Below are 25701 nucleotides of genomic sequence, written 5' to 3' on the forward strand. Positions count from 1 at the left end.
TCTCTCCTTTTGAATCAATTTGTTATTTCTGAATCAATGATGTTCCTGTCATCTCTTTTGGTTTTTCAAGTCCAAGTAAGTCTAAAAGCGTTGGAGATAGATCAGCTAAAATGCCGCCTTCTCTAAGCGTCGCACCTTTTTTCGTTACGATGACTGGCACAGGATTCGTTGTATGTGCAGTATGCGGCTTTCCTTCTTCGGTAATGAGCACGTCTGCGTTACCGTGGTCTGCCGTGATGATGGCGTGTCCGCCTTTTGCAAGGATTGCGTCGACTACAGCTCCTAAGCACTCATCTACTGCTTCAATGGCTTTGATTGTTGGCTCAAGCATACCTGAATGCCCCACCATATCTGGGTTAGCAAAGTTCAGAATGATCGCATCATGCTTATCAGCATTGATGTCTGCAACAAGTGCATCCTTTACCTCATAAGCGCTCATTTCTGGCTTGAGGTCATAGGTTGCGACATCTGGTGAATTGATTAAGATGCGGTCTTCTCCAGGAAATTCTTCTTCACGTCCACCGCTCATAAAGAACGTCACGTGAGGATATTTCTCTGTTTCAGCAATCCGCAGCTGCTTCAATCCATTTTGAGAAAGTACTTCTCCTACTGTGTTATCCAAATTCACTGGTTTGAAAGCCACATAGCCATCTACCGTTTCACTGAAGTGTGTGAAGCAGACGAAGTGTAAATCCTTCGGATGTGCTTCCCCGCGGTCAAACGAGCGGAAATCTTCATTTGTGAATGTGTTTGAAATTTGAATCGCACGGTCTGGACGGAAGTTATAGAAAATCACAGAGTCGCCGTCGTTTACTTTTGCAACCGGCTCACCATTTTCTCTCGTAATGACAGATGGAATAACGAACTCATCGTAGATTCCATTTTCATAGGAGTCATCAACGACATCATAGATGTTTTGATAACTTGGGCCTTCACCATACGCCATCGCGCGATATGCTTTCTCCACACGATCCCAGCGCTTGTCACGGTCCATTGAGTAATAGCGTCCAGAAAGTGTTGCGACTTCTCCGACACCGATTTCTTTGATTTGTTCTTCAAGCTGTTTTAAGTACACTTTCGCTGTCTTCTGACCAACATCGCGTCCGTCTAAGAAGCCGTGAATGTATACTTTTGTTAAGCCTTCTTTTTTCGCTAGTTTCAGCAAGGCAAAAAGATGCTGGATGTGGCTATGCACACCGCCGTCTGACAAGAGACCGAATAAATGAAGCGCCTTGTCATTTTCTTTTGCATAAGTCATTGCATCTAGGAACGTTTCGTTTTTCTCAAATTCCCCATCACGAATGGCAACATTCACTCTTGTTAAGCTTTGGTACACGATGCGTCCTGCACCGATGTTCAAATGCCCAACTTCAGAGTTCCCCATTTGACCTTCTGGGAGGCCCACTGCCTCACCTGAAGCCGTTAAGGTTTGATGCGGGAATTCGTTCCAGTAGCGGTCGAAGTTCGGTTTCTTTGCTTGGGCAACAGCGTTACCGACTGTTTCGCCTCTTAAACCGAATCCATCTAAGATGATTAATGCAGCTGGTTTCTTACTCATATTGACCTTCCTCCAATAATTGAACGAAAGACTGAGGTTCTAAGCTTGCGCCGCCTACCAAAGCACCGTCAATATCGGATTCTGCCATATATTCTTTAATATTCGCAGGTTTCACGCTTCCGCCATATTGAATGCGAAGGCTGTCTGCCGCTTCTTGACCAAATTCACTTGCAACCGTTTGGCGAATGTGCGTACAAACATCGTTTGCATCTTTCGCTGTAGAAGATTTACCTGTACCGATCGCCCAGATTGGCTCATAGGCAATCACAGATTCAGCGACTTGCTGCTTCGTTAAACCAGCTAGTGCTTTCTTCACTTGATCAGCGACAAGTTCGTTTGTTTTGCCTGCTTCACGCTCTTCAAGCGTTTCACCTACACAGATGATTGGAACGATGCCATACTTGAATGCAGCATGTGCTTTTTTGTTCACTGTTTCATCTGTTTCAGCGAAGAATTCGCGGCGCTCTGAATGACCGATCACTGAGTAGCCGATGCCAAGATCTTTAAGCGCAGCAGGGCTGATTTCACCAGTGAATGCACCATTTTCTTCAAAGTGCATGTTTTGCGCACCAATTTTAAGGTCTGTTCCGTTAGAAAGGCTGTTCAGCTTTTCAAGGAAAAGGGCTGGTGCACAGACAATAGATTCCACTTTGTCAGGAGATGGAATAGATGACTTGACTTCTTCAACGAAGCTTACAGCTTCACCAAGTGTTTTGTTCATCTTCCAGTTCCCAGCTATAATTGGTTTTCTCATGATTGACACTTCCTTATAGCAGTTTTGGTCTTATTTATCGTTTAATGCAGTCACACCTGGAAGTTCTTTGCCTTCCATAAATTCAAGTGAAGCGCCGCCACCTGTAGAAATATGGCTCATCTGATCGGCAAGACCAAATTTCTCAACAGCTGCTGCTGAATCTCCACCACCAATGACAGAATATGTATCTTTTGCTTCTGCCAGTGCTTCTGCGATTGCTTTTGTTCCTTTAGCGAATGCATCGATTTCAAATACACCCATTGGTCCGTTCCAGACAACAAGTTTGCTGTTTTTAATGACATCAGCATACTTCTCTCTTGTCTCTGTTCCAATATCAAGTGCTTCTAGATCACTTGGAATTTCAGAGATTGGCACAATGCTTGTATTCGCATCATTTGAAAAGTCGTCGGCTACCAGAACATCTGTTGGAATCAGGAAGTTCACGCCTTTTTCTTTTGCACGGTCCATAAAGGATTTCGCTAAATCTACTTTGTCTTCTTCTAATAGAGATTTTCCTACTTCGTGGCCAAGTGCTTTGACAAATGTATAAGCAAGTCCGCCGCCGATGATCAGGTTGTCCACTTTATCAAGAAGACTTTCAATTACACCGATTTTATCCTTTACTTTTGCGCCACCGATAATCGCTGTAAATGGGCGATCAGGGTTTGAAATGGCTTTCCCTAGAACCTCAAGCTCTTTTTGCATGAGGAAGCCTGAAACAGCCGGAAGATACGCTGCAATACCAGCTGTGGATGCATGTGCACGGTGTGCAGCACCGAACGCATCATTGACATACACATCGGCTAAATCAGCAAACGCTTTTGATAATTCAGGATCGTTCTTTTCTTCACCAGGATAGAAACGAACGTTTTCAAGCACTAGCACATCTCCTTCTTTTAAGTCAGAGATTTGCTTTTTCACGTTGTCGCCGTAAGCTTCATCTGCTTTTTTCACTTCTTGTCCAAGAAGCTCTTGCAGACGTTTTGCTACAGGTGTCAGACGCAGTTCTTCAGTAACTTGACCTTTCGGACGACCCAAATGACTAGCTAGTAGTACCTTTGCGCCTTGTCCTGTTAAATACTCAATCGTTGGTAATGCTGCGCGAATACGAGTATCATCCGTCACTTTTCCGTCCTTCATTGGAACGTTAAAATCTACGCGGCAGAACACAACTTTACCTTTTACGTCAATGTCTTTTACTGATTTCTTATTCATGCTCGTCAGGAGATCCTCCTTTATTCTGGTTTCCTTACGCATTGGACAAGTCTCTCTTTATCCTTTTCCCATTTTGCCCTCATCAAAACGAGAAATCGTGCAGAACGGATAAATACAGAGAAAAAGGGAAAGGGATGCTTCCCCTTCCCTTGTCCGTCTTCATTATATCGTGTCTCTAGGAAAGAACCAAGTGAGTTCCTTCAGTGTGAGAAATTAAAGACCCTGTTTTGCAATGTAAGCTGCAAGGTCAACAACGCGGTGAGAATATCCACTCTCGTTATCGTACCAAGAAATGACTTTCACCATGCTGCCTTCCATTACCATTGTAGAAAGAGCATCGATTGTTGAAGAGTTTGCATTACCATTGTAGTCACCAGATACTAATGGCTCTTCGCTGTAGCCAAGGATTCCATTAAGTTCTCCTTCAGCTGCTTCTTTAAGTGCTGCATTTACATCTTCAGCCGTTACATCTTGATTTAATTCAGCAACAAGATCAACTAAAGAAACGTTAGGTGTTGGAACACGCATAGCGCCACCGTTTAATTTACCTTTAAGTTCAGGCAATACAAGTGAAACAGCTTTCGCAGCACCTGTAGAAGTTGGGATGATGTTTTCCGCAGCTGCACGAGCACGACGGTAGTCTTTGTGCGGAAGATCAAGAATTTGTTGGTCATTTGTGTATGAGTGAACAGTTGTCATCATACCGCGTTTGATACCAAATTTATCGTTAAGTACTTTTGCAAATGGAGCTAAGCAGTTTGTTGTACAAGATGCATTAGAGATGACATCGTGGCTAGCTGCATCGTATTTGTCTTCGTTTACACCCATAACGATTGTGATATCTTCTTCGTTAGCAGGAGCAGAGATGATGACTTTTTTAGCGCCAGCTTCTAAGTGTTTAGCAGCGTCTGCACGTTTTGTGAAGAATCCAGTAGATTCAACAACGATTTCTACGCCTTGTTTACCCCAGCTTAATTTCGCAGGGTCACGCTCAGCTGATACTTCGATTGTTTTACCGTTCACTACTAAGTTCGTACCGTCTACAGAAACCTCTGCATCTAGTTTTCCGTGAACAGAGTCATATTGTAAAAGATGTGCAAGCATGTTAGCGTCTGTTAGATCGTTAACCGCTACTACCTCAACTTCAGGATTGTTTAATGCTGCACGAAATACGTTACGTCCAATACGTCCAAATCCGTTAATACCGACTTTTACTGCCATGATGTTTCCTCCTTTTATAGGTCACAATGTTTTATATTGAGGGATCTATTGACTCCCTTAATAACTCTTTTGCGGCTCCTTCGTCTGTGACGAGAACCGTTCGGCGGGGTTTTTTGAAATAAGCTTCAATGGCCCCAGCCTTTGATGATCCACCTGCAACAGCAATGATGTGTGGAATGCTTTCTAAATCATCTAGCTGCATGCCGACGGAGTGCACTTTGTGGACGACCTCACCATCACGATTAAAGTAATAGCCAAAGGCCTCTGTCACTGCGTCATGCTCATCAATCTTTTTTAAATCTTCAGCGGGTGTGTTTCGTCTCATCGCCATTGTTTTTGCTTCACCGATTCCATGAATAAGCATCGTGGATGATTTAATTGTTTGAAGCACTTCTTTGACAGACGGCTCTTCAATAATGGAAGAGTAAGCACCTTCTGACAGCTGTCCTGGAACAAACAGCAGTTTGTAAGTACCGGAAGCTTTTTCAGCCATGTGGGCACAAATGGTGTTTGCCTGATTTTTTACATTCTCCCCAAGACCGCCTCTCGCAGGGACAAACATCATGTCGCGATTTTTGGCATCAGGGGTCATCATTTCGGCAACAGCTTCCATCGTCGTTCCGCCAGTGACGGCGACGATATTATTTCCAGTAAACCTTTTTTTCATACATTGGACAGCAGCTCTTCCCATTTCTTGCTTCACCCACGGGGATTCATCGCTGTCACCAGAAACAATGATGACTTCTTCCAGGCCTAATTTCCTCTTTAATGTATTTTCCAAAAAGGTTAAACCTAAAACGTCCTTCATCATTCCTTCAAGCATTTCAAGCAAAGCATGACCTTCAGTCGTCAGCATCATACCGCTCGTTTTGACATCCAGCAGATTTTGTTCCTTTAAGAACTGAACTTCAGCTCTTAAAATACGTTCACTCAGACCAAGACTTGTCGCAAGACTTCTGCGACCAATTGGTTCAGCTAATCTGATGTACTGCAAAATGTCGTAGCGTTTTTGCATAACTGTGAGAAGATCTGGTAATAATTTTTTTTGAGCTTCCAATAAACGATTCATGGCTAACGACCCTTTCTTTTCACGTTGGACTAAAAACGTCCCACTGTGACAAAAAACGTCCCGCCACAGCCAAAAAAAATCAATCCCTGCTTTCTTTAATTATTTTAACAGGATAATCTTGCATTTTCAACTCTTACAAACACATTTAGACAAAAAATAGACACATTTTGACCGATAACCTGCTTGTCATCTAGCTTTCCGCCATTTTATTTTTTTAAAACTATTTATTTTCTTCTATATTGAATGCATTTGTCTTTGAAAAGGTGCAGGCGGTCAAAAGCCGCCTGCTTATGTTTTCGGTATCGTTTCTTTCTCTTCATTAAATCGTTTCGCATCTTCCTTCGGTTTAATCTTGAGGTAGTAAATGATGTAGCAGGCGGCCATAAATGGAACTCCGCAATAAAGACCAATCCGCTGATCCTCAATAAAGAATAAACTGATAAGAACAATGCCAAATGCGATAAAGCCTGCTAATGGCACAAATGGATAAAAAGGCGTTCGGAAGACAAGATTCTTTACATCTCCGCCCTCTTTTATGAATTGCCTCCTAAAGAAGTATTGGGATAAACAAATCGACATCCAAACCACGACAAGCACCATACCCGAAATGGATATGAGCCAGACATATACCGTTTTTGGTGCTACAACACTCGTGAGCAGTGATAGAGCGGATACACCCATTGTCACCAATAAGGCATTGATCGGGATTTTACGCTTGGATAATTTTTTCGTGAAAACAGGTCCTTTCCCGTCTTTTGAAAGCGCCCAAAGCATACGTGATGATGCATATAATCCAGAGTTCGCTACAGATAAAACGGCTGTAATGATAATAAAATTCATGATATCTGCAGCGTATGGTATGCCGACCTTGTCCAACACCACAACAAACGGACTATCCACTGCGCCGGCGGTCTGCCATGGAAGAAGTGCTGCAAGAACCGCAATCGATAAAACAAAAAAGACCATCGTCCGCCAAATAATATTCCGAATAGAGCGCGGGAGTGTTTTTTCTGGACTTTCACTCTCCCCTGCTGCAATCCCTACAAGCTCTGTTCCTTGAAAGGAGAAATTGACTGTGACCATGGTTAATAAAATCGCAAAAACACCATTAGGAAAAAGTCCACCATGATCCGTCAAATGACGAAATAGAGGGGCTGGTTCCCCACCTTTCAAGTGAATCATTCCGAAAATTGCGCCAATTCCAATGATAATAAACAATAAGATCGCAGCAACCTTGATGGCTGAAAACCAAAACTCTGTTTCAGCGAAACTGCGTGCCGAGATGGCATTGATGGAAAATAAGATGACGCTAAAGGCAAGACACCAAAGCCAAACAGGGATATCTGGGAACCACCTTTGGAGTAGAATACCTGCTGATGTAAACTCAAGTCCAATTGTACATGCCCAGCTAAACCAATAAAGCCAGCCGATCATAAAGCCTGTGGACGGACCTATATATTTGGTTGCATACTCCTGAAAGGAACCAGCTGTCGGCATCGCCACTGCTAATTCACCAAGACAGAGCATCACCAAATACATGAGCAATCCGCCAATGATAAACGAAAGAATGGCTCCCCCTGGGCCTGCCTGATGAATAATGAGTCCTGACCCAAGGAAAAGGCCTGTTCCGATGACCCCACCTAAGGCAATCATAAAGAGATGTCTGCTTTTCATGGAACGCTCTAATTCATTATGCTGTTCTGGCTTCAAATCCGCTTCCCCACTTTCACTCTTCTATTCATCAACCTTTGACAAAATTCGCCGTTCATTGAAAGAGAAAGGGAGAATTTGAAGTCTTCTCCCTTGATCATTTATGCTTGAAATAACGCTTCGATATGAGCGATTGCCCAATCCAAGTCTTCTTTTGAAATGGTGAGCGGCGGTGCAAATCGAATTACTGTCTCATGGGTTTCTTTGCATAACAGCCCGGCTTGCTTGAGCTTCTCGCAATAGGGTCTAGCTGCCTCAGTCAGTTCCATTCCAATAAATAGTCCACGCCCGCGCACTTCCTTAATGACAGGACTTTGAATGCGTGACAGTTTGTCTTTGAAATATTCCCCAAGCTCCAATGAGCGCTCGGCAAGCTTCTCGTCGATTAAAACATCTAGTGCAGCTAGCGATACTGCGCACGCAAGAGGATTCCCGCCAAAGGTAGACCCGTGAGATCCTGGGTTAAACACACCTAAAATATCACGATTTGCTACAACACATGAGATCGGGAATACCCCACCGCCAAGTGCTTTACCAAGAATCAGCATATCCGGCTCAATATCTTCCCAGTCGCATGCAAACATCTTGCCGGTCCGAGCTAATCCCACTTGAATTTCATCTGCGATCAATAACACATGTTCCTTCTCACAGATCGCTTTTGCCTCTTTTATAAAGCCCTCAGGCGGCATGACAATGCCCGCTTCTCCTTGAATCGGTTCAAAGAGAAAAGCTGCTGTTTGCGGAGTGATTGCTTCGCGTAACGCCTCAATATCTCCATAAGGGATGAGCTTTATGCCTGGGAGCATCGGACCGAAACCTCTTTGATATTCTGCTTCCGAAGAAAGTGACACAGCCGTCATTGTACGACCATGAAAATTCCCGGTACATGCAATGATTTCTGCTCGATTCTCTTCGATTCCCTTGACATCATAGCCCCATCGTCTCGCTGCCTTTATCGCCGTTTCCACAGCCTCGGCACCCGTATTCATCGGCAATGCCATCTCTTTATTCGTTAATTTGCAGATCTTCTCATACCATGGGCCAAGCTGATCATTATGGAAGGCCCTTGATGTGAGTGTCACGCGGTCAGCTTGTGTTTTAAGCGCTTCAATAATGCGGGGATGGCGATGTCCTTGGTTCACTGCAGAATATGCACTGAGCATATCCATGTAGCGGTTGCCTTCAGGATCAGTCACCCACACTCCCTCAGCCTCTGAAATCACAATTGGCAACGGATGATAATTCGCCGCACCGTATTGTTCTGTTTGATGAATCAATGCTTTTGTCTGTGTCATCGTGTATTCCTCCTTCTATAAGCTTGCCTCTTTTGATTGGGTTCATCTTCACTCTTATGTTATGCAAGGATCATGCCAACTTAGTGATCGCTCTGTGTCTAGGATTGTGCTCATCTTTACCGCAAAAATATTTTGCATATGCAAATTTTTTTAGAGGAAACCGCAAAATTTTTCATGTAAAATAGAGGTAATGTCTGGAGGTGGCGCAAGTGAAAAAAGATCAGCATACCGCAAAGCTCGAAAATGAGATTGATCTATATAAACAAATGCTCGATTTAATTGATGTTGGGGTTCACGCCATTGACGAAAATGGCAATACCATTGTTTATAACAAAAAAATGATGGAGATCGAATCTTTAAAACGTTCTGATGTCCTTTATAAAAATGTCTTAGACCTCTTTGTGTTTCAGGATGAGATGCACAGTACACTTGTCCAAGCGCTGCGAACCGGGAAACAGACGGTTCATGCAAAGCAGACGTATCACAACTACAATGGAAAAGAAATCACAACGATTAACCATACATACCCGCTCGTTCGAGACGGTTTGATTCAAGGGGCAGTTGAAATTTCGAATGATGTCACGAAACTGGAACGGCTCATTCATCACAATATGAAGAAAAAAGGAAACACACGCTTTACATTTGATTCAATCATTGGGGAGAGTCCTGCCTTTTTAGAAGTGATTGAACATGCGAAACGAGCCACACGTACCTCTTCTTATGTGCTGATTGTTGGTGAGACAGGGACGGGGAAAGAACTATTTGCACAAAGCATTCATAATGGCAGCAGCCGTTCATCTGGACCATTTATTACGCAGAATTGTGCAGCACTGCCTGATAACCTGATTGAAAGTCTGCTTTTTGGAACACAAAAAGGGGCTTTTACAGGGGCAACAGATCAGCCGGGTCTATTCGAACAAGCACAAGGAGGTACACTGCTTTTAGATGAGATCAACTCATTACACCCAGCTCTTCAAGCAAAACTATTGCGCGTCTTGCAAGAGAAACGTGTAAGAAGGTTAGGCAGTACAAAGGAAATCGCCATTGATGTGAGAGTGATTGCTAATATGAATGAGGACCCTGTAGATGCGATCGCAGGTGGACGGATGCGAAAGGATTTATTTTACCGGCTTGGCATTGTCACCTTGTTTATCCCGCCACTCTCTGAGCGAAAAGAAGACATCCCCACATTTGTCATGCATTTTATTCAAAAATATAATGAACTGTTTCAAATGAATGTGAAGGCGGCTGATGAAGAGGTACTTGCCCTGTTCCAAACGTATCATTGGCCGGGCAATGTAAGAGAACTGGAGCATGTGATTGAAGCTGGGATGAATATGATGATGGACGAAACATACTTAAGCATGCATCACCTTCCTTACCATTTCCGTTTCAAGCAAGGAGAAGGACGTCCTAGTGAACACATGCAGATGAGTCCGCTTAATCTAGCAGCTGCAGCTGATACGTTTGTCTACACGAGCTCAGATCATACAACTGATTTCCAAACCCAAATGGAACGATTTGAAAAACAATACATCGTCCATTACTTAAATAAAATGGACGACAATATTTCACAGACTGCAAAGATATTGGGCATGAGCAGGCAAAGTCTGCAATATCGAATGAAAAAGCTGCATATTTCTCTTCAATAATAGAGCTGTGCCCTTATGTGGCACAGCTTATTGAATATCTGGCTTTCCTTCCTGTTCTTGCAGCACATCACCAAGAAGTTGTTCTACTGTTTCCAAATGTGTAAGCATCGCCCTCTCCGCTTCTTCTGGCTGCTTGTCCATGACAGCTTGATAAATACGTTCATGGTCTTTGTAAAGCTGACGTATGGACGCTTTTCTTGAGAATAACACGATTTTTCTTGTTTCTCGCATCGTTTCCATTAACAAGGTTGAGACCTGATTCATTAACGCCGCTAGTAAATGATTCTTTGAGGCTTTAGCGATGGCAAGATGAAATGTGAGGTCTGCCTCCTCACCAATTTCTTTATGCGCCTCTGCACGCTTCATTTGTTCTAGTGCCTCATGCAGTCGATGGAGGTCATCGTCTGTCCGCAGCAATGCTGCCTTTTTGACAGCACCTGATTCAATGATTGATCTCACTTCAAGAAGCTGCACGATATCCTGCTGCTTCATCAAAAAAGCAGGAGATAAACAAAATGTGAGCTGCTCAGGATCGAACTGCTTCACATATGTGCCTTCTCCTTGCTTCATCTCTATTAATCCGATCGCTTTCAGAGCGGACAGCGCCTCTCTCACAGCGGAACGGCTGACTTGAAAGTTTTCAGAAAGTGCTTGAACCGAGTCTAATTTTTCGCCCGGAAGAAGCTCCCCCGTTCGAATGGATTCGATTAATGCATCCGCAATTTCTTCATATATTTTTTTCGTTTTGATTTGTTTATATTTCAATTGGTCTCACCTCATCACTGTTGTCTACCCTATCGGCTCATGCCCTATCTTATACTTTACCCCAAAATTTCAAATCACACGTCTTCCCTTTTCTCAATTCTCAAGAAATCTTCTCTCACTCTTCCACTCATCAAAAAAGAAGCACGTGCCATTGTTTCTGGCATGTGCTTCTTTTTAATCATATCGCTTCCGCAGCGTGGAAGACGGAAGATTCATTTGTTCACGATATTTGGCAATGGTTCTGCGAGAGACGCGGATACCAAAGGTTTGCTGAAGCTGCGTCATGATTTGCTGATCCGAATACGGTTTTTTCTTATTTTCTGATTGAATCAGCTCTGCAATGTGGGTCTTCACTGTGTAGCTGGATGCTTCTTCGAGCGAATGCCCTTCTAGTTTCGCTTGGAAAAACTGTTTCATTTCCATTAACCCATAAGGGGTCTGCACCATTTTCCCTTTGACTGTTCGACTCACTGTCGACTCATGCACTTGTAATATATCTGCAACCCGCTTCATCGTAAGCGGTTTCATTTTATGCTTACCGGTCAGGAAAAAATCAGTCTGTTGTAAGATAATCTCACGAACGACATTTGTCATCGTTTGTTTTCTCTGCTTCAGCGCTTGAACAAGCCAATTGTACTGCTGATGCTTTTCCTTTAAATATGCATATGCTTCATGCCGCTTTTGATCTTGAATCATGGCGAAATACCCTTCATTCATTTCAATGTCCGGAAAAGCACGCTGGTTCAGCTCGAATGTGATGTGACCTCCCGCAGCTGTAATCAACACATCTGGTTCTATATACACATCCTGGTCTTCATAAGAGAAATGAAGGCCTGGTCTTGGTTCGAGAAGCGATACCTCATCTTGTATGGCTTGCAGGGTTTTCAACGGCATACCTGTTTTAGCTGCGATTTCCTTCCAAGCCTTCCTTGCGAAAAGAAAGAAATGCCCTTCGATGATCAGCTCTGCTTCATACCAGCGATCCTTTTTTCGTCTAAGCTGGAGCAGGATGCATTCTTGCAATGATCTAGCGCCAATACCGGCAGGCTCTAATGATTGAAGCTGATGAAGAACGGCCTCTACTTCTTCTGCCGAAGCCTGTAACACAGCGGCCATTTGGTCAACCGGTTCATTTAAATAGCCATTGGAATCAATGGACTCAATCATGAATTGAAAAATCCTTTGATTCTTTTCACTTAAATTCAAATCAATGGCCTGTCTCTTTAAATACATTTGCAGGCTTTCTTTTTGATGCGTACGATACGGCTCTGTCATTCGATCTTGCGTTCTTTTATGATAAACTGGTTGATAGCTGTCCGTGTCTTTCCGCTCAATCAGAGGGTTCTCAAGCGCTAACTGATCAAGATACTCACCCAGCTCTGCACAATTCAATTGCAGCAGCGTAATCGCCTGCCTGAGTTCTTGTGTGAGTACCTGCTTTAATACTAGTTCTTGTTGCAGTTTAAGGCTCATTGTCTCCCCTCCCTCTCATCATTTTACATGAAGATTGACGGACCGTATATACGAAATAGGAGTGATGTCCATGTCTGAACTTTTTTCCGTTCCATACTTTATTGATAACTTAAAACAGCACATTGCCATGAATCAACATGAAGACAAGATTCATGCCATGAACGCTTATTATCGTTCGGTGGTTTCTACACTTGTGCAGGATCAATTGACGAAAAATGCTGTTGTCTTGAAGCGAATTCAGCATCTCGATGAAGCGTACCAAAAGGTGAAAAAAGAAAGCGAATAAATGGACGACAAACAACACCCTTTGTCACGATTGCAAAGGGTGTTTATCATGTAGGAAAAGCTTTTGATCCAGCTTCGATTTGTACATCATCAAAAAGCCGGACCGCCCTACAGTATAAATGATAAAGGCAAACCATAGTCCGTGATTGTGCCATATCGGAATGACTGCCGCTTGAACAGCCACAAACAAAATCATCGCAAACAGCATTGAATTCCTGACAGGAGCAATTTCTGTCGCACCTGTAAATACACCATAAATCACCAAGCCAAAACAAGCAGCGAACGGATAAAGAACGAGCCAATCGGCATATTGCAGTGTCACATCAAGAAGCTGAGGCAAATTTGTAAACAGGCTCAAAATCGGTACTTTAAAGAAAAAGTAACCTGCCGCAATGACACATGCCATCACAACTGCCCATTGTCTCGAAAGGGTTAATGTTTTATCATAAAGCGCTCGGTCGTTCGCCCCTACTGATCTACCGACAAGGATGCTGGACGCATTGGCAAATCCATCGAACAAATAGGCCATGATGTAGTGAATTTGAAATAAAATGGCATTCGCCGCCAATTGCTCCGTTCCGAAAGACGCTCCCTTCGCTGTAAACATGTTGATCACGACAAGCAGACAGATCGTTCGGATAAACAAGTCTTTATTCACATGAAACATTTTCTTTACTGCACGTGTGTCCGTCACCTGCCGGATAGACGGCATCCGAAAACCGTTTGACGTATGCTTCAAGATGATCCAGGCACCTAACACAAAAGCAGTGAGTTCAGAGATCAATGTCGCCGCTGCCACACCTTTGACGGCAAAAGAGAACGCATGAACTAAGATCAATGCCAAGATCATATTCATGACATTGATCAAAATTTGTAAAGAAAGGGCTTCTTTCATTTTTGCCATCCCCATCAGCCAGCCGAGTATGACGTAATTCATCAAGGTAAATGGCGCTCCCCAGATCCGAATATGAAAATAGTCCGCTGCATATTCGCGCACATCAGCAGCAGGAGAGATGATCCATAATGCGGATTGAATAATGGGCCATTGAAGAGCAATAAAACAAAGCCCGACAATAATAGCCAGCAAAAAAGGCCTTAGAAAAGCAAGAACACCCTGCTCCTCGTTCTGCGCTCCGTTTGCTTGGGCGGCAAAAGCAGATGTACTTACCCGCAGAAAACCAAACAGCCAGTACAATGTACTAAAAATGAGACTGCCGACTGCGACGCCTCCTATATAAGCGGGGTTGGCAAGCTGTCCGACAACTGCTGTATCGACAGCTCCAAGTAATGGCGTGGTCATCGTTGAAATGGTTAAAGGGATCGCCAAAGCTAAATATGCTCGATGGTTCACGATGCCACCTGCCTTTCATGAAAAATAGCCTCTCTTAAAAGAGGCATTGAGGGAATGAAAAAGTTAACGAACCGGCCTGCCAATCGTTCGAGACAAAGGGTGGCTGGCGAGCGTTGCCTCCTTCATTTTCAGCACAGCTTCGTGCTCTGATATAAAGAAATCATCCTTCGATTGAAACTGAGCCACAAGCTCACCCTGATCAAGAATCGCTAATTGATCACTTAAATGATAGGCCGCTGTCAAATCATGTGTAATAAATAAGTATGCAAGCTTCAGCTCTTTCTTTAATTCGACTAACAAATCTAAAATGACTGCCTGCGTAACCATATCTAAGCTACTGACTGATTCATCCAGCACAATGAGCTTTGGCTGAAGCACCAGTGCTCTGGCGATGTTGATCCGCTGTAGCTGGCCGCCGCTAAATTGGTATGGGTACTTGGACAAATCCTGCTCACTGAGCCCCACTCTTTCTAACCAGTGAATCAGTATATGCTGACGTTTTTTTCGGGTCATTGGTTCATAGTTTTCAAGCGGCTCAGATAGAATTTGTTCCACTGTCCATCTTGGATTCACTGCTGAATATGAATCTTGAAATACCGCTTGTACATGCCGGCGGAAATGCTGATGTGTCCGCTGATCTGCACGAATGATATCCTGACCTTCAAACAGGACTTGTCCGCTACTTGGCTTCTCTAGTCCAAGGATGATGCGGCCGAGTGTACTTTTTCCTGCACCACTTTGACCTAATAATCCAAAACAAGTGCCTTCTTCAATGGTCAAATGGACGTTTTTCAGGACAGGGGCTCTCCCTTTTGTCCTCATCAGAAACGATCGGCTACCATATGAATGACTAACTGCTTTCACTTCTAATAAATGCAACGGTCTTCTCACCTCAAATCGGGCAAACAGCTGGAATGGATGGACGAGCTGCTAAAAGTTTCTTTGTATAATCATGCTTCGGGTGTTCAAAAAGCTCAAGAACTTCAGCCTTTTCAACGATTTTTCCTTGTTTCATCACCACGACCTGGTCTGCCATTTCCGCAATCACACTAAGATCGTGGGTAATGAGCAAAATCGCCGTTCCGTATTCATGACGAATTTGATTCAAGTGCTCAAGCACCAGCTTCTGATTGTGTACATCTAATGCGGTTGTCGGTTCATCTGCGATGATCAGAGGCGGATGCATACAGGCAGCCATAGCAATCATGACACGCTGGAGCATCCCCCCGCTTAATTCAAAAGGGTACTTACTCAGTAATTGATCTGGATGGGGCAGGTTCATTTTCTCTAAGGCTTCAATTGCCTGGACCCGAGCCTTCCTTTTACTGACAGATGTATGCCGGCGGATTGTTTCAATCAATTGATGTCCAATTGTCCATACAGGCGTAAAGCTATTCATTGGATTTTGCATAATATATGAGAGATCTTTGCCACGAATAGACCGCATATGCTGTTCACTCAAACCGATCAATTCTCGACCTTGTAGAGTGATACTGCCAGTCACTTCCGTTGTTTTTCGATCAAGCATGTTTAAGATCGACATACTTGTCACCGTTTTTCCGCATCCGCTCTCACCAATTAATCCAACAATTTGACCGCGCTTTACCTCAAATGCTATTTCCTGAACGAGAGAAATGGTTCCTTGCGGCGTTTTCGTATGCACATGCAGGTTCTCTATATTTAAAATAGACTCTTCCAACTGACTCATTCCTTTACACACGACGTTTGATGCCATATTTCTCTGAAAGGGCTTCTCCCAGTAAGTTGAATAGAATGACCACAGCCATAATCACAAGACCCGGATAAAGCATCAGCTGAGGATTTGTTTGAATATAAGATTTTCCTTCATGGATCATCGCTCCCCATTCAGGCGTAGGGGGCTGAACCCCTAAGCCTAGAAAAGACATGGCGGAAATGTCCATAATCGCCCAGCCCATTTCAAGTGTGCCCACAACCGCGAGTGGCGGCAGTACATTCGGAATCATATGCTTTCTCATGATATTCCAATGGGAAGTACCACTAATCTTCGCAGCTGCAATAAAGTTTTGTTCTTTTAAACTAAGGACCATCCCTCGAAAGACGCGGGCGTAATACACCCACTGAACGAGCATCAAAGCCAGCACCACTTGAGAAAGCCCCGGTCCAAAAATACCGACTAATCCGAGGATCAGTACCAAATTCGGAAATGCCATGACCCCGTCGCACAATCTCATCAATACGTGATCGATCCAGCCGCCTTTATATCCAGATATCAGCCCTACGATTAAACCGATAGATAGAGAGGAAACAAAGATTAACAACGCACAGCCTAGTGAAATACGAGCACCATATAGAATACGGGATAAATTGCATCTTCCCAATTGATCGGTGCCTAGAGGATACTCCCATGAAGAACCCTTTAGCTTCATTGCAAGATTGACAGCCGCTGGGTCATGCGGAGCGATCCATGGTGCACATATCGTCACAATGAGCAGGAGACCGAGCAGCACCACACAGATCGAGATCATCTTTTGATGATAGAAGAGGTGTTTTACTTTTGTCATCATGGCTGGCGGCCTTCCTTTCTAGAAATACGGGGGTCAATGAGCAGCTGAAGAAGATCCACTATCAAGCTGCTTAAGATAAAGATACACGCCGCCATCAACACATAAAATTGAATGACCGGCAGATCCCGGTTAAAGATCGCTTCAATAAAAAATCGTCCAAATCCAGGCCATGAAAAAACAGCCTCTACAATAATAGTCCCTGTGAGTAGCTTGCCAAGATTCACGCCAAGTCCTGTCAGCATCGGTGATATCGCCATTCTGAAGACATGTTTGAACATAATCGATTGTTCCTTTAACCCTCTCATTCTCGCATATTGAACAAAAGGCTCGTGAAGCGTCTCACTCACACTCGCTCGCAATAATCTCGTATACATCGCAATTAACGGCACAGCCAGTGTAATGGATGGCAGTACAAGATGTTCCCATGTACCAACACCTTCAACAGGTAAAAGATCGAGTTTCACTGAAAAAAAGAAGATGAGCAAATATCCCAAAACAAAGGTCGGGATAGATGCTCCTAGGAAGGAAATCATCCGGCTCACATGATCTACAACGCCGTTTTTTCTCAACCCGCTGAAAAAGCCCAGTGGAATACTGACACAAATTGCGATCAGCAGACTAGTGAACGCCAATTGAATCGTCGCAGGTATTCGATAGATCACCTCATCAAGCACAGGCTGATTGGTCATATACGACCGCCCAAAATCAAGACGGACGACTTTTTCAATCGTATGAAGGTACTGCATGTAAAAAGGTTCATCTAAACCAAATTCACTTCGTTTTTGGGCTAATACCTCATCAGTAGGCTGAATATGAGCCGCTGCTAAATATGCCTCCGCTGGATCAACTGGTGACAGATGAATCATGCCAGTTGTGAACAGTGTGGCTAGTAGAAATACAGGAATGATGGATAACATTCGTTTGATGATATAGCGGCTCATTTGCTTACCTTCCTTCTGTTACTTCAGCTTGATGCCTGTGAAAGGGTGTTCATCTCGATTCGCAGGGAAATCAAAGTCCTTCACATCTTTTTGATAAACTGCTGTCTTTTTAAAATAAGAGATTGGCACAATCGCCCCTTGATCTTGCAAGGATGATAAGACGGACGAATAAAGTGCTTTGCGTTTGTTTTCATTTGTTGTCGATGGAATCTCCGTCATTTCTTTGATCAGCTTATCTTTATTCGGATACGCTGAGATCGCCTCTTTGAATCCAAAACCATCTGATGAGACAACGTTCATAAATGTATGCGGATCATACGGCGCTCCGTAATTGCTAAAGAAGTTCATATCAAATTTGTTCGCTTTAAACCGCTGAACCTGCGTCGCCAGCTCGACACCTTCAAGTTTGACGCCAACGCCAATGGCTGCCCATTCTGCCTGCAGTGTTTCAGCCATTGTTTTTTGAATCGATTCTGCTGAGTCATACATCATACTAAACTCAAGCGTTTTTCCGTCTTTTTCCCGTATGGTTTTTCCTTTTGGAAGCGTCCAGCCCGCTTCATCCAGTAAAGCCTTCGCTTTGTCCACATCATATTGGAAAGATTTCACCCGGATGCCTGACGTATATGGCATGTTTGTCGGCAAGATGTGATCCGCTACATCCTCTAAGCCAGAGGTCACACCTTCCACCAATGATGTTTTATTGATCGCATACTGAAGGGCGTGACGCACTTTCTCATCTGACAGCTGATCGACTTTTGTGTTCATGACAAGCTGTCTAGTGGCTATGGGCTCTGACATCTTCGTTTCATACTTGCCGCTCGCCTCTAATTGTTTAAAAGCATCGAGGCTAATCGTTCCTTCTCCATAAAGTAAATCTACATCGCCTTTTTCAAATGCCATCACTCTTGTTTCGGCATCTGGAATGACCTTCACTTTGATTTCTTTGACCTTTGGTTTCTCTCCCCAGTAGTGGTCATTTCGTTCAAAAATCGCGTAATCATCTTTTTTGTACGTCTTTAATACCCAAGGACCTGTCCCCACTGGTTTTTCGATTCCTTTTGATGTATCTCCGTTTTTCGGAAAACCTGCTTCGCCTAGGAAACGAACGGGGCGCACAACAGCTAGCTCTTGAACAGTTGGATAATAAGGCTCAGTTAATGTGAGTTTAAACGTTTGCTTGTCCACTGCTTCTGTCTTTTTGATTTTCTTTATGACACCTAACCAGCTATGTACTTCTTTGTTTTTTAAAATCGTATCAAAATTCTTTTTCACAATATTCGCATTAAATTTAGATCCATCTGAGAACGTGACATTGTCTCTAAGATGGAACGTATACACCTTGCCATCCTTGGAAACATCCCATGATTTTGCTAATTCAGGTTTAAGCTTTCCATTTTTTTGATAGCTCACCAATGGTTCGTAAATCATGGATTGGGCAAACAATTGTGATGGATTGTATATGTGCGGATTCATTTCGCCAATATCTCTTGGCCATGCCATGGTGATCATATCGGGATGATCCTTGTCTCCACCTGCTCCATTATTTGCTTGAGAACAGCCTACTAGTAAGAAGATCAGTAGGATAGGTAATATTGTATTTATTTTAATTTTCGGAAAATTACTCCAAATCGACATAAGTTGGTTGCTCCTCCTAATTGATGCTGATAATCATTTTCATTTTAAGGAGGAAGGACTCTGTTGTCAATATCATATTTGAAACGAAATGACAATATATATTCCTTATTATTCCACAAATTAAGGGATTTGTTAAAAAGAGAGGCAGGCTGCTGATGAACGAGCAGCCTATGAGGAGGGTAATGCTTTCTTTTGCAGGGCGTTGTACAGTGTATCAATGACAAGCTCCTGTTCCGCGTCTGTCATGCTTGTACCAGATGGCAGGCAAAGACCTGTCTCAAATAACAACTCAGATGCAGGGACTTCATCGGCTGTTGTATAAAAAGGATAACCATGAAAGAGCGGCTGCTGGTGCAGCGGCTTCCATACACGCCTTGCTTCGATCTGCTTTTGTTCTAAAGCATCTATCATCTCTACTGGAGACATCTGTGCATGATGATCAATGGTGAATGTGGTCAGCCAGCGGTTTGATGTGGTGTCTTGATATTCTGGCATAAATTGAAGGCCTTCAATATCGGCTAAAGCATCTTGATAACGCTCGAAAATGCGGCGTTTTTGCTGAACACGCTCCTCTAACACTTCCATTTGTGCAATTCCTACACCTGCGAGCAGGTTGCTCATTCGATAGTTATATCCCTCCTCTTGATGCTCATAGTGTAGGGCATGTTCTCTCGCCTGTGACGCGAGAAATCGGCAGCGGTCGATCGCTGCTTCATCATCACTGACAAGCATTCCGCCTCCTGATGTTGTAATGATTTTATTTCCGTTAAAAGAGTAAACACCGAACCTGCCCATTGAACCGCTTTTTCTTCCTTTATATATACTGCCTAACGATTCAGCCGCATCTTCAATGATTGGCACATCATATGCCTCACACACTGCTATGATTTCATCCATTTTCGCACTTTGTCCGTATAAATGAACGACAATGACCGCTCGGGGTCTTTTCCCAAGTCGTTTTGTTTCAGCAAAGGCTTTCTCTAACGCCAGCGGACACATATTCCAAGTCTCTTTTTCTGAATCAATAAAAACAGGCGTCGCTTGTTCATATAAAATAGGATTTGCACTGGCAACAAATGTGAGAGTGGAACAAAAGACCATATCTCCCTTTTGAACGCCAAGGAGTTTTAAGGCAAGGTGAATGGCTGCTGTTCCTGAAGATAATGCTGCTCCTCTCTTCACCCCTGCATAATCCGCGACCACTTGCTCAAATTCATTTACAAGCGGTCCTAATGGTGCAATCCAATTGCTTTTAAATGCCTCCTCTATTTTCATCTGTTCTTTTCCACTCATATGAGGAGGAGATAAGTAGATTCGTTTCCTGTCTCTCATGATTTCCCACCTTCTCTTCGATCTTTGATCTCAATTGCAGGAACGCCTACAGCGACTTTCTGATCATGTATATCTCGGGTCACTGCCGCTCCTGCGCCGATTACTGCCCAGCTTCCAATGGTTCTGCCAGGTATGACAGCAGCCCCAGCTCCAATATGAGCACCCTCTCGCACAGAGACACAGCCGGTGAGCACAGCTCCCGGGGATAGGTGCGTAAAGGATTCGAGAAAGCAGTCATGCTCCACGATAGAACCGGTGTTGATAATGGCATGCTCACCGATCACTGCATCTGCTTGCACAACAGCCCTTGCCATCACAACCGTTCCCCCGCCAACCTTCGTTGACGAGCTCACAACTGCCTCTGGATGAATCAGTGTGGCAAATGCCCTCTCTTCAAATTCGAGACGTTCTTTGATCCTCTGTCTGATTTCGTTTTGCCCAATGGCAATAAGCCATTGCATATCAGGTATTTCATCTCTTACCTTTTGACTCATAGAAATCGGACCATACAGAATGCCGGTTTGAGGGTCAGCTTCCTCAAATCGATCGTCTAATACAGCACACAATGAGTACTCAGGATGCAAAAAAATCAACTCCTGAATGACCTTACTGTGTCCGCCAGCCCCTATTAAGCCAATGGGCTGCTCTTTACGTATCAGTTCCTTTGAATTTTTCAGCTGTTGCATGATTTGGCTGCTGCACCCCTTCTGTTTTGATGACTTTCAGTAAGGTCATCCATAAGATTTTCATATCGAGCCAAAACGATTGGTGCTCTACATACCAGAGGTCATAGGTGAATTTCTCCTCCCAAGAGAGAGTATTTCTTCCATTCACCTGGGCCCATCCAGTGATACCAGGCTTTACAAGATGACGCTTCGCTTGCTCCTCTGTGTACATTTGTAAATACTCCATTAAAAGCGGTCTTGGTCCAACGAGACTGATTTCCCCTTTGAGTACATTGACAAGCTGCGGCAATTCATCAAGACTGAGCTTACGAATAAAGGCGCCGGTTTTTGTTAATCGAAGATGGTCTGGAAGCAGTACGCCATGTTCATCGCGTTCCTCGGTCATCGTCCGAAATTTATAAAGCATAAACGGCTGTCCGTACAGACCAGGCCGTTCTTGTCGAAACACCACAGGCGCTCCGATTTTCCACCGAATGAGTCCATAGATGAGAAGGAAAAGAGGACTCCCTGCGATGAGCAGTGTCAGTGCCACGACCACATCTATTATTCTTTTCATCATTGCTTCTCCTTTCCACACTAGCGGGAGACAGCTCGTTCAATAGCAGCTTGTTTCACCTTACGCATGAGCTGTATCCGCTCTTGTTTTGTTCCTGCAAATTGATACAAATAGCCTAAGTAGAGAACGAAACATATTCCGCCAATACAAAATAGCTCCCACCATCTCGTCACATCATACACAGCCTGAATGCCGGCACAGATCCCCCATATGAACAGAGCCCCAAACAGCGGAACGACTGTATGTTTATAAAAGATGGTACTTTTCTGTTTCGTGATCTTGGCTGTATACAATGGGAGAAAGACGATATTTTTCATCAATAAAACAACGGCTCCTGCTGATGCAATGCCATATAACCCGAGCTGAAGTAGGTGAGTCAGTCCATAGGCGAACAGGACATTGGAACCGCCTAATATGAGTGTCACAACCGCCGGCACTTTAAATCGGTTAAAGGCAGTCGGTACATAGGTCAGCGGTAAAAACATCAACGTGAAACACAAATAAGCCGCATGAATCATCAGCAGCCATTTCAGCTCCTCAAAGGCTGGTCCAAGCCATAACAGCATGAGCGGACCGGCAAGACCTCCTAACAGAGCCGCGGGGAATGCCACAAATAAACCACTCCATTTCATGGCTTTGGCAGCGTATTGAATGAGCCCCTGCTCGTCTTGATTTGAATATAATTTTGTGATCGTTGGCGCAAACACAACCGCAAGTGTCCCTGCAAGGGTGCGCAATAATAATGGAAATTGTAAAATGGCGGCATACTGTCCAGTCGCTTCTGCCCCAATCAGTAAGTTGGTCATCAATAAATCGATTTGTAAAAACAACAAAATGCCCATTTGTTCAAATGAATGCCACACCCCTGATCGAACCAGCGTGAGACTTGAAGATAAAGAAACGTACCGCCACTTAAACGAAAACCAAGGAATGAGTTTCTTAAAATAATAGAGACCCATTCCCAAAGCGGCGAGACTCCCTATAACGGCTGCAAGCGGAATATGCCAAATGGCTGGTGTTGTCACGGTAAATAACAGAACAATCACAAGCGCCCTGCCAAACATCTGAATGGCCTGTCCAACACTCGATACATATAATTTGTTCGCATAAAATGGTGCCGCCCCAATACCAGACATGACGAAATTGAGCATAAATAAAAGACCCCCTAACACAAAGGCGATCTGTGTATCTTTTGCAAGATGAGCAGGCACATGGAGCCAGTCAACCAGCTGCTGAGACATGAATAGACAAAGTAAAAAAAGACAGATGGATAAAAAAAGAGAACTGACAAAATAGGAAGCGAGATAGCGCTGCGCTTGTTCCATCTCTCCTTTATGAGCGGCAACAGAAAAAAAACGCACCACCACAGCACTTAATGAAGCCGTAATGACCGATAAATAATTGATCATATTTTGCGTCAGATGAATCAGACCAAACGCTTCCACTCCAAGTGTATGAACAATGTAAGGCGTTAAACAAACAGACATCAGCATCATCAAGATAAACGTCATCACATTTGCACTGACATTGTAAAGAAACGCACGGTTCATGGTGATTTCACGCAGTGTTTAAGGGCCTTCATCCAGCTTCCTCTCCCTTTTGTCCGCTTGTTTTCATATGCTGATGAATGGCCTTTTTCACCGCTTCCTCCGTTGGTTCCTTCAAAAGGGTCATAAATGGCAAGTGCGCTACCCATTCATATCCTTCCATGACTTTATGATCAAACGACCTGATGACAACACACGGTGTATGTGTGATCGCACAAAAGATCATGCCATGCAGTCGATCTGTCACGACGACTTGTGCCTGTCTTAACTGCGTCCATAACGTGGATAATTCCTCTAAACGAGTCGTTCGATTCACTCGCTTCCCAATGGTTGTTGTGATAAAACCAACTTGATCATACGTTTCTTTGATATGCTCCTGCAGTTGTTCTCGTTTCTCTTTCGTGAGATATGCCTCCTTATCCTCACGCAGACAAAGCAGCACTCCTTTACGGGTTTGACTCTTTGATGTTTCGTCTAATGTCAGGACCATATCAGGCTGTTTCCACACCTCTTTATTAGGAAAATGCTGCTTCATCCATTGATAGGTGGTTTGATCTCTTGCCATCAAAAGAAGCCTCGGGTGTTGCTGATATGCTTGAATGGCGCGGCGTTCTTCTCTTTTCCCTCTCTTTGTTTCTGTAAAATGAGCAGTAGCGGGCAGCTGAATGACGGGATAGGACTTAAAGGCGTTCATGATAAATTGTCTTGTCCATTCTTCATATCGGTATAAATCGCCCATGTTGCCCCCGCCGATGATACAGACAATGTCCTCTGGGTGCCGCGCGTGCTTCAGCGGACGTGCTAGACGATACATCTCCTGCATGTCTACTTCTATGATTTGATAGTCTGGAAAATGCTTTTGTAAAAAACAGCAGCTCGCATAGGCAATCGCATGATCACCTAAGTTGTCATGTGCCGGTAGCAGCGTGAGAATGATCTTCTTCTGATGACGCAGCTCTGGCAGTCTTTGGCGGCTCAACCTATATTGAAGTGGATACTTGACCTTTAAGAGCAGCCACTCTGCGGCATGTGCTTTTAATTGCTGGAATGTCACACTCATCACCCCGATTTTCTCGTTTGATATTCAATCCATTTTTGATAGCTTGAAGCTGCGGCAGAGAGCGGATACACCCACTGCAGCCTAGCAAGGAATAAGATCATTCGCTTTCGCACAGTCAGCTTCGATGGTTCCACTTGTTTCACAGCCTTCTGAAAAGCTTCATGTGTCACCATTTCACGCATATGACCAAGCTTTTTTTGAAAGGACAGGGAATTTTGGCTCTTCCATTCATTGAGCATACAATGCAGCGTATGATTCACGATAAAAAAACAAAAAGCCTTCTCATATGGTGTCAGCTCATCATGCTCTTTTAAAAACAAACGCTGCGCGTCATAAAACGCCAGTCCATGCTGAAAATACTGCTTTTGATATCGCTGGACAATGGATGACAAATGAACCCGGTAATAATAAAGCGGCTCATGAACAAAGGCAATGACACGTGATAAAGAAAAACAGCGCAGCGTGACATATTGATCTTCAATATTCTCAAGCTCACCTCTCAACGGAAAACGGATATGATGCTTTTCGATAAATGCCCGCCGATACAGCTTATTCCATGAAAATCCCGTGATCTCACCATGTAATAACGATTCTATTAAACTTGTCTTATCGGCTTTCTGCTGAGCTAACAGCGTCGTCGGTATGATCCGTTTTGACTGTTCAAACTGAATCCAATATTCACTAACAACAAGATCGGCACCAGTGTTTTCGGCTTCTTGATATAAAGCCTCACAGTATTGAGGAGCGAGAACATCGTCTGAATCAACAAAGGCAAGATACGTTCCTGTTGCTTCTTCTATGCCCCTGTTCCTCACCGCTCCCAGCCCTTGATTGGTTTGGTGAATCACCCGAAATCGCTCATCACGCGCAGCAAACGCTTCAAGGATGTCTCCACTGTGATCGGTAGATCCATCGTTAATGAGGATGACCTCTATATCTGAAAAGCTTTGGTCTGCAATCGATTGAAGACACTGCTCCACATATTGACTAGTGTTATAGACTGCGACCAATAGACTGATAGCTGGCATGACAGCAAGCCCCACCTTT

At 43.8% G+C, this 25701-nt stretch carries 23 protein-coding genes; 2 read left to right on the top strand and 21 right to left on the bottom strand.

Features of this window, described 5'->3' with window-relative positions; genetic code table 11:
* Positions 1-22: 22 nt before the first annotated feature.
* From gpmI to N521_RS01730, 7 genes are all read right to left on the bottom strand, one after another.
* Positions 23-1558: a 2,3-bisphosphoglycerate-independent phosphoglycerate mutase gene (gpmI, locus tag N521_RS01700; protein ID WP_017359214.1), complete on the bottom strand. Its 1536-nt coding sequence runs from the start codon at positions 1556-1558 to the stop codon at positions 23-25.
* A complete protein-coding gene (tpiA, locus tag N521_RS01705) occupies positions 1551-2312 on the bottom strand; it encodes a triose-phosphate isomerase (RefSeq protein ID WP_035389424.1) in 762 nt (253 codons plus the stop codon). The genes gpmI and tpiA overlap by 8 nt, the downstream gene beginning before the upstream one ends.
* Before the next feature lie 30 nt (positions 2313-2342).
* A complete protein-coding gene (locus N521_RS01710) occupies positions 2343-3527 on the bottom strand; it encodes a phosphoglycerate kinase (protein ID WP_017359212.1) in 1185 nt (394 codons plus the stop codon).
* 213 nt (positions 3528-3740) lie between these two features.
* Positions 3741-4748, bottom strand: a complete 1008-nt coding sequence (gene gap / locus N521_RS01715; protein WP_012011304.1) for a type I glyceraldehyde-3-phosphate dehydrogenase — start codon at positions 4746-4748, stop codon at positions 3741-3743.
* Positions 4749-4779: 31 nt separating this feature from the next.
* A complete protein-coding gene (locus tag N521_RS01720; protein ID WP_008347711.1) occupies positions 4780-5817 on the bottom strand; it encodes a sugar-binding transcriptional regulator in 1038 nt (345 codons plus the stop codon).
* A gap of 288 nt (positions 5818-6105) precedes the next feature.
* Positions 6106-7491: an amino acid permease gene (locus N521_RS01725; RefSeq protein ID WP_051632367.1), complete on the bottom strand. Its 1386-nt coding sequence runs from the start codon at positions 7489-7491 to the stop codon at positions 6106-6108.
* A gap of 137 nt (positions 7492-7628) precedes the next feature.
* Entirely contained in the window at positions 7629-8822 is a 1194-nt protein-coding gene (locus tag N521_RS01730) for an ornithine--oxo-acid transaminase (protein WP_035389429.1), read from the bottom strand.
* Positions 8823-9031: 209 nt separating this feature from the next.
* On the opposite strand from N521_RS01730, the gene N521_RS01735 reads away from it, so the two are divergent.
* Complete coding sequence (locus N521_RS01735) at positions 9032-10474, top strand: sigma-54 interaction domain-containing protein (RefSeq protein ID WP_035389431.1); 1443 nt, start codon at positions 9032-9034, stop codon at positions 10472-10474.
* Positions 10475-10501: 27 nt separating this feature from the next.
* Here the strand turns inward: N521_RS01735 and N521_RS01740 are convergent, their stop codons facing one another.
* Both N521_RS01740 and rpoN read right to left on the bottom strand, forming a co-directional pair.
* Positions 10502-11239 (bottom strand): FadR/GntR family transcriptional regulator, encoded by a 738-nt coding sequence (locus tag N521_RS01740; protein ID WP_035389433.1) that lies wholly within the window; start codon positions 11237-11239, stop codon positions 10502-10504.
* 174 nt (positions 11240-11413) lie between these two features.
* Positions 11414-12712 carry an RNA polymerase factor sigma-54 gene (gene rpoN / locus N521_RS01745; RefSeq protein WP_024719845.1) on the bottom strand — a complete coding sequence of 433 codons (1299 nt, stop codon included), beginning with the start codon at positions 12710-12712 and terminating at the stop codon, positions 11414-11416.
* Positions 12713-12782: 70 nt separating this feature from the next.
* On the opposite strand from rpoN, the gene yvfG reads away from it, so the two are divergent.
* A complete protein-coding gene (yvfG, locus tag N521_RS01750) occupies positions 12783-12998 on the top strand; it encodes a protein YvfG (protein WP_017359206.1) in 216 nt (71 codons plus the stop codon).
* A 24-nt stretch (positions 12999-13022) separates the two neighbouring features.
* On the opposite strand, the gene N521_RS01755 is transcribed toward yvfG, so the two are convergent.
* From N521_RS01755 to N521_RS01810, 12 genes are all read right to left on the bottom strand, one after another.
* The gene (locus tag N521_RS01755; protein WP_035389436.1) at positions 13023-14348 is read right to left on the bottom strand and encodes an MATE family efflux transporter; all 1326 of its coding nucleotides are present in this window, start codon (positions 14346-14348) and stop codon (positions 13023-13025) included.
* 63 nt (positions 14349-14411) lie between these two features.
* On the bottom strand, positions 14412-15227 hold the full coding sequence (locus N521_RS01760; RefSeq protein ID WP_035389438.1) for an ABC transporter ATP-binding protein: 816 nt from the start codon (positions 15225-15227) through the stop codon (positions 14412-14414).
* Positions 15228-15240: 13 nt separating this feature from the next.
* Complete coding sequence (nikD, locus tag N521_RS01765; protein ID WP_197025605.1) at positions 15241-16056, bottom strand: nickel import ATP-binding protein NikD; 816 nt, start codon at positions 16054-16056, stop codon at positions 15241-15243.
* A gap of 4 nt (positions 16057-16060) precedes the next feature.
* Complete coding sequence (gene nikC / locus N521_RS01770; protein ID WP_035389442.1) at positions 16061-16894, bottom strand: nickel ABC transporter permease subunit NikC; 834 nt, start codon at positions 16892-16894, stop codon at positions 16061-16063.
* A complete protein-coding gene (gene nikB, locus N521_RS01775) occupies positions 16891-17835 on the bottom strand; it encodes a nickel ABC transporter permease subunit NikB (RefSeq protein ID WP_035389444.1) in 945 nt (314 codons plus the stop codon). The genes nikC and nikB overlap by 4 nt, the downstream gene beginning before the upstream one ends.
* An 18-nt stretch (positions 17836-17853) precedes the next feature.
* On the bottom strand, positions 17854-19473 hold the full coding sequence (gene nikA, locus N521_RS01780; protein ID WP_035389446.1) for a nickel ABC transporter substrate-binding protein: 1620 nt from the start codon (positions 19471-19473) through the stop codon (positions 17854-17856).
* Positions 19474-19641: 168 nt separating this feature from the next.
* The gene (locus N521_RS01785; protein ID WP_008347739.1) at positions 19642-20805 is read right to left on the bottom strand and encodes a DegT/DnrJ/EryC1/StrS family aminotransferase; all 1164 of its coding nucleotides are present in this window, start codon (positions 20803-20805) and stop codon (positions 19642-19644) included.
* Positions 20802-21491, bottom strand: coding sequence for an acetyltransferase (locus N521_RS01790; protein WP_046344511.1), 690 nt, complete (start codon positions 21489-21491; stop codon positions 20802-20804). The genes N521_RS01785 and N521_RS01790 overlap by 4 nt, the downstream gene beginning before the upstream one ends.
* Complete coding sequence (locus N521_RS01795) at positions 21454-22047, bottom strand: sugar transferase (RefSeq protein WP_017359198.1); 594 nt, start codon at positions 22045-22047, stop codon at positions 21454-21456. The genes N521_RS01790 and N521_RS01795 overlap by 38 nt, the downstream gene beginning before the upstream one ends.
* A 20-nt stretch (positions 22048-22067) precedes the next feature.
* Positions 22068-23597, bottom strand: coding sequence for an MATE family efflux transporter (locus tag N521_RS01800; protein ID WP_035389448.1), 1530 nt, complete (start codon positions 23595-23597; stop codon positions 22068-22070).
* Positions 23598-23625: 28 nt separating this feature from the next.
* Positions 23626-24654 (bottom strand): polysaccharide pyruvyl transferase family protein, encoded by a 1029-nt coding sequence (locus N521_RS01805; RefSeq protein ID WP_017359196.1) that lies wholly within the window; start codon positions 24652-24654, stop codon positions 23626-23628.
* A complete protein-coding gene (locus N521_RS01810) occupies positions 24654-25682 on the bottom strand; it encodes a glycosyltransferase family 2 protein (RefSeq protein WP_017359195.1) in 1029 nt (342 codons plus the stop codon). The genes N521_RS01805 and N521_RS01810 overlap by 1 nt, the downstream gene beginning before the upstream one ends.
* Positions 25683-25701 lie beyond the last annotated feature (19 nt).

The sequence above is a fragment of the Bacillus sp. UNC125MFCrub1.1 genome, from assembly GCF_000701305.1.
Taxonomy (GTDB): Bacteria; Bacillota; Bacilli; order Bacillales; family Bacillaceae; genus Bacillus; species Bacillus altitudinis.

Excerpts from the sequence above, each read along its gene's own strand:
- N521_RS01710 (WP_017359212.1), bottom strand. The coding sequence starts at position 3,527 with ATGAATAAGAAATCAGTAAAAGACATTGACGTAAAAGGTAAAGTTGTG.
- N521_RS01810 (WP_017359195.1), bottom strand. The coding sequence starts at position 25,682 with ATGCCAGCTATCAGTCTATTGGTCGCAGTCTATAACACTAGTCAATAT.
- rpoN (WP_024719845.1), bottom strand. The coding sequence starts at position 12,712 with ATGAGCCTTAAACTGCAACAAGAACTAGTATTAAAGCAGGTACTCACA.
- N521_RS01805 (WP_017359196.1), bottom strand. The coding sequence starts at position 24,654 with ATGAGTGTGACATTCCAGCAATTAAAAGCACATGCCGCAGAGTGGCTG.
- nikA (WP_035389446.1), bottom strand. The coding sequence starts at position 19,473 with ATGTCGATTTGGAGTAATTTTCCGAAAATTAAAATAAATACAATATTA.
- nikD (WP_197025605.1), bottom strand. The coding sequence starts at position 16,056 with ATGAGTCAGTTGGAAGAGTCTATTTTAAATATAGAGAACCTGCATGTG.
- tpiA (WP_035389424.1), bottom strand. The coding sequence starts at position 2,312 with ATGAGAAAACCAATTATAGCTGGGAACTGGAAGATGAACAAAACACTT.
- N521_RS01785 (WP_008347739.1), bottom strand. The coding sequence starts at position 20,805 with ATGAGAGACAGGAAACGAATCTACTTATCTCCTCCTCATATGAGTGGA.
- nikB (WP_035389444.1), bottom strand. The coding sequence starts at position 17,835 with ATGAGCCGCTATATCATCAAACGAATGTTATCCATCATTCCTGTATTT.
- gpmI (WP_017359214.1), bottom strand. The coding sequence starts at position 1,558 with ATGAGTAAGAAACCAGCTGCATTAATCATCTTAGATGGATTCGGTTTA.
- N521_RS01725 (WP_051632367.1), bottom strand. The coding sequence starts at position 7,491 with ATGAAAAGCAGACATCTCTTTATGATTGCCTTAGGTGGGGTCATCGGA.
- N521_RS01790 (WP_046344511.1), bottom strand. The coding sequence starts at position 21,491 with ATGCAACAGCTGAAAAATTCAAAGGAACTGATACGTAAAGAGCAGCCC.
- nikC (WP_035389442.1), bottom strand. The coding sequence starts at position 16,894 with ATGATGACAAAAGTAAAACACCTCTTCTATCATCAAAAGATGATCTCG.
- yvfG (WP_017359206.1), top strand. The coding sequence starts at position 12,783 with ATGTCTGAACTTTTTTCCGTTCCATACTTTATTGATAACTTAAAACAG.
- N521_RS01730 (WP_035389429.1), bottom strand. The coding sequence starts at position 8,822 with ATGACACAGACAAAAGCATTGATTCATCAAACAGAACAATACGGTGCG.
- N521_RS01720 (WP_008347711.1), bottom strand. The coding sequence starts at position 5,817 with ATGAATCGTTTATTGGAAGCTCAAAAAAAATTATTACCAGATCTTCTC.
- N521_RS01800 (WP_035389448.1), bottom strand. The coding sequence starts at position 23,597 with ATGAACCGTGCGTTTCTTTACAATGTCAGTGCAAATGTGATGACGTTT.
- N521_RS01795 (WP_017359198.1), bottom strand. The coding sequence starts at position 22,047 with ATGAAAAGAATAATAGATGTGGTCGTGGCACTGACACTGCTCATCGCA.
- gap (WP_012011304.1), bottom strand. The coding sequence starts at position 4,748 with ATGGCAGTAAAAGTCGGTATTAACGGATTTGGACGTATTGGACGTAAC.